The 4748-nt window shown below is 52.2% G+C and carries 4 protein-coding genes; all 4 read left to right on the top strand.

What is annotated here, in order from left to right; genetic code table 11:
• Positions 1 to 168 precede the first annotated feature (168 nt).
• The 4 genes from J4D97_RS22650 to J4D97_RS24100 all read left to right on the top strand — a co-directional run bounded on the left by J4D97_RS22650 (position 169) and on the right by J4D97_RS24100 (position 4711).
• Entirely contained in the window at positions 169 to 3132 is a 2964-nt protein-coding gene (locus J4D97_RS22650; RefSeq protein WP_208309574.1) for a class I SAM-dependent DNA methyltransferase, read from the top strand.
• A 113-nt stretch (positions 3133 to 3245) separates the two neighbouring features.
• Positions 3246 to 3737 (top strand): hypothetical protein, encoded by a 492-nt coding sequence (locus J4D97_RS22645; RefSeq protein WP_208309573.1) that lies wholly within the window; start codon positions 3246 to 3248, stop codon positions 3735 to 3737.
• Between the two features lie 60 nt (positions 3738 to 3797).
• Entirely contained in the window at positions 3798 to 4310 is a 513-nt protein-coding gene (locus J4D97_RS22640; RefSeq protein ID WP_208309572.1) for a hypothetical protein, read from the top strand.
• An 80-nt stretch (positions 4311 to 4390) separates the two neighbouring features.
• The gene (locus J4D97_RS24100) at positions 4391 to 4711 is read left to right on the top strand and encodes a DUF6756 family protein (protein WP_432207233.1); all 321 of its coding nucleotides are present in this window, start codon (positions 4391 to 4393) and stop codon (positions 4709 to 4711) included.
• Positions 4712 to 4748 lie beyond the last annotated feature (37 nt).

Here is a 4748-nt window from a genome sequence, read left to right as displayed (position 1 = left end):
ATCTCAGGACGATCTCAGGACGATCTCAGGACGATCTCAGGACGATCTCAGGACGATCTCAGGACGATCTCAGGACGATCTCAGGACGATCTCAGGCGTGAACTGGGTCTAGCTCCCGAGAAGCGCCGCACTGGTCATGCCACCCGCGGCACAGCCAAATGGGAACAGATGATGCAGGCGGCTCGACAACAAGCTTTGAGCTACGCCCGCGCCCTACCAGCTGAAGAACCCCAACCCCTCTTCATTCTAGTGGCCGACGTGGGCTACTGTATTGACGTCTACAGCAACTTTGCGAGTGTCAGCGAAGCATTTGTTCCCTTTCCCGACCAGACCCGCTACCGTCTCTACTTGAAAGACCTGGCGGAGGAAAGTATGTGCCAGACGCTTCGCCAGATCTTCCTCGAGCCCCAACAGCTCGATCCTTCCCGGCGGGCTGCCCGCGTCACCCGTGAGTTGGCTGGTTACCTTGCAGGGCTTTCCTCACAATTAGAACGAGCCGGCCATGCTGCCGATACAGTTGCGCACTTTCTGATGCGCTGCCTGTTCACCATGTTTGCCGAGGATGTCAACTTGATTCCGAAGGCCTCTTTCACGGGTCTGCTGCAACAATACAGTACGCCCGAGCTACGCGACCTGCTGCCTGATGCACTACAAAGTCTGTGGCACACGATGGATAAGGGAGGGTTCTCCCCTGATCTGAAAGCTAGGCTGCGACATTTCAACGGCAAGCTCTTTCACGATGCAATTGCCTTACCATTGACGGCGGATCAAATGGAGTTGCTGCTGCGAGCTGCTAAAGCCGACTGGACCGAAGTAGAGCCTACCATCTTTGGTACGCTGCTGGAACGAGCGCTGGACTCAAAGGAACGACACCGGTTGGGTGCCCACTACACGCCGCGGCGTTATGTGGAGCGCTTGGTAATGCCCACAATCATTGAGCCGCTCCGACGGGAGTGGGCGGCCGCCCAAGCTGCTGGTGCGCTGTGGTTAGAGAAGGGTAAGATGAAAGAAGCCCGGGCCGAACTAACACGCTTTCTGCGCCGGTTAACATCCGTGCGCATCCTAGATCCAGCCTGTGGTTCGGGCAATTTCCTTTACGTGACGTTGGAACATCTCAAGCGTTTGGAAGGGGAAGTACTGACCGCCATTAACAGCTACGGCCATACAGGTTTGCTTGACCTCGGTAGCGGCACCACGGTGAGTCCGCACCAACTGCTGGGACTGGAGCTAAATCCGCGCGCCGCGGCTATTGCGGATGTGGTATTGCGTATCGGTTATTTACAGTGGCATTTACGTACTCACGGGCTTACCCAACTAACAGAACCACTGCTTAATAACTATCAGAACATTGTACAGCAGGATGCCATATTAGAATATAATACTGATTTCAGCACGACATGGCCCGCTGAATGGCCATCAGCAGATTTCATCATTGGTAACCCTCCTTTTATTGGCAACAAGCGGCTACGCGACGCATTGGGTGACACCTATGTAACCAACTTAAGGAAGGCGTATAATAAGCAAGTGCCTGAATCGGCTGATTTCGTAATGTATTGGTGGCATAAAGCCGCTGCTGCCGTGCAAGCAGGGATGGCGCAGGGATTCGGTTTCATTACAACCAACTCCATTTCCATGACCTTTAGTAGCCGCTTAGTGCAGCGCTACTTAGAAGATACTAAACAGCCGCTCTCACTTAGTTTCGTAGTACCTGATCACCCATGGGTTGAGGCCAGCGATGGGGCAGCAGTGCGTGTTAGCATGACAGTTGGGCAAGCAGGTCGGCAAGCTGGCATTTTAGCGCGAGTGGCGCGTGAAGTTTCTTCTGATGATGACGATGCGCGAGAAGTAGAGTTAATAGAAACGGTAGGGATGATAAATGCAGATCTGACTATTGGCGCAGATCTATCGAACATAGTACAGTTAAAAGCTAATGATGGTATAAGTAGTACCGGCGTACTCATTATTGGTGCTGGTTTTATAGTTACACCCGTCCAGGCTGCCGACATGGGATTAGGTACCATTGCTGGCATTGAACGACACATTCGTCCCTATCGTAATGGAAAGGATTTGATGTCTTCGCCGCGTAACGTGCTACTGATCGATATGATTGGGTTAAATGAGATCGATATGATCAATCGTTTTCCCAAAGCTTATCAGCATATCTTACAGACTGTAAAACCAGAGCGCGACTTGAATAGGGATAAAACTCGTCGTAAAAACTGGTGGTTGTTTGCTCGACCTAACGATCAGATGCGTTCCTCAATTGCAGGTTTGCGTCGCTATATTGCTACTCCCGAAACCTCTAAGCACCGCATATTTCAATTCTTAGATGGGCAGGTATTGCCAGATAATAAAATCATTACTATCGCCTTGGATGATGCTTACCAGCTAGGAGTATTATCTAGTCACCTACATGTAAAATGGGCGCTAGCGACTGGAGGCACATTAGAGGATCGGCCTGTATATACAAAGTCTCGTTGCTTCGATACATTCCCTTTTCCCAATGCTACCACAGTTCAGCAAGCTCATATTCGTGAGCTTGCTGAGCTTCTTGACGCCCACCGTAAACGACAACAAGCCCAGCATCCCGTCCTCACCCTCACCGACCTCTACAACGTCGTCGAAAAGCTACGTACTGGTCAGCCTCTCACAGCCAAAGACCAGATAGCCCACCAACTGGGCCTAGCCTCCGTCGTACTGAGCCTCCATCAACAGCTTGATGCCGCGGTCGCCGACGCCTACGGCTGGCCCGTGGATCTACCCGACGCCGAAATCCTTACCCGCCTCGTACAGCTCAACCACGAACGCGCCCGCGAGGAGCAAGCCGGCCTCGTGCGCTACCTGCGTCCGAGCTACCAAGCTCCTGAACAGCAAGCTACCCTTTCTCTACCCAAGCAGATCATGCCCGCCACAGCGGCTACCGGTATTGCCAGCCCGCAACTCTGGCCCACGGAGCTTGCCCAACAAATGCAGGCCCTACGCGATGCTATCCAGCAGGCTGGTCAGCCTCTTACTATAGAACAAGTAGCAGCTCGTTTCAAGCGCACGAAGCCCGAAAAGGTCCGGCCTCTCCTAGACACCCTGGCTGCCCTTTCTTTACTGCGCCTAACGGATAGTGGCTATGCTTCTTAAACGTAATAAGCTCCGGCACATATTGGGACTTTTTGCTTTCTATACTCCATACCACTAGCTTCACCGCTATACTGCTACATAGTCTTTATAGCCGAGTACCTACCGTTATTGCTATGCTCCGTATTCTCTCCCTCCTCCTGCTGAGCCTTGTGCTGCTCATCACCGCCTGCTCCAAAGACGACCCTGAACTTGAGCCTACCTTAGAAGGCACTTGGAAACTGCAATCATCTTACATCAAATATTACCGTGCGGATGGCAGTCTGGAATTTGAGGGAAAACAGCAGCTTCCTGCCGTAACCGAAGAAATAGTCTTCACCGATAAGACCTTAACAATTCCTACCACTTTCTTAGGCTACGCCTGGCTACGCTTACCCGGTCAACTTAATCCTATCATAGGTCAAGTCACACCCCTCACGGTATCCTATACCTATCAAGGCGATATGCTTACCTGGACAGATACGTCTGCATCGTTTAGCTACAGTGGCAGTCTGACTATCGCTGAACTTACCAGCAACACACTCGACGTGCAGTATGTCCAGTATGTCAGACTTTTACCCGAGAATACTACCACACGCAGAGTTACGGGAGGCCAGTACACCCGGTAGGGGTGCAACTGACCGTATTAGATCTTATTTGTTTCTGCTTGCTATCCAACCTCACACTCTATGGCCGAGTACCACGCCACTGCTGACGAGGCCCGCTGCTTTCGCCTTACCGAAGGCTCCCGCACCATTGGCGAACTGACCTACCCCACGTGGTTCACGTTTGAAGCCACCCTCACGCTACCCGACCAGCCCCCATTGCAGGCCAAGCCGAAAGGGTTTTGGGGCACTACTATCGAGCTGTGGCAACAGGAGGCCCTGCTGCTACGCTTCAAAATGGGCTGGAACGGCAACATCATCCTGCACACGGCCTTCGGTGGCGAGGAGCAGGATTTCGTCTTTCAGTTAAAGGGCTTCTTCAAGAACCAGTACGTGCTCACCAACACCCACCAACAGGAGCTGCTCGTGCTCCAGCCCGATTTCAAGTGGAAGAAAGTGACCTACGAGTTCGATATTGCCACGGTGGAGGCGTTCGAGGAGTTACCCTATAAAGACATATTGCTGCTGCTCACGGTGCACCTGGCCAATTACTACATCACGATGATGTCAACTACGGCTGTTATTGCGGCCACTTAGTTAGCATACCTACCCTATGCCCAACTGCCCGAACTGTTCCGCAGAGTATAAGTCATCCTTCTTCGATCCATCCTTTATCCATGCCTGGCTTTCGAGATGATTTGGTCCAACGAGCCGCCGCGTTAGGCATTGAGTCTACTGCTTTTCACGCCGTCGGCATCCATGCATGGCCGGCCATTATGCACAAGATCGAGGCAACGTTTATTCGCAAGACAAACTCAAACACCCACTTCAATTGGTGGTGGGAGAGCTTCAAAGGCCCGCAGTACCGCCTCTTCTTCGAAGACGGTCTAGCCTATACTGTTCTAGAGCAGCTACTGGACCCACAAGAACTAGTCTGGTTCGTTGCGTGTGACTCGAATTGGGATGGTCCAGTAAAAACGGACAGTGCGCTAAGATAGGCTGATTTGAAAGTCGCGTTCGAATTGATGGGGCGAG

Source organism: Hymenobacter defluvii (assembly GCF_017589435.1).
Taxonomy (GTDB): domain Bacteria; phylum Bacteroidota; class Bacteroidia; order Cytophagales; family Hymenobacteraceae; genus Hymenobacter; species Hymenobacter profundi.
Note: the sequence above shows the minus strand (reverse complement) of the source record. Positions and strands in the feature narration are given on the sequence as shown.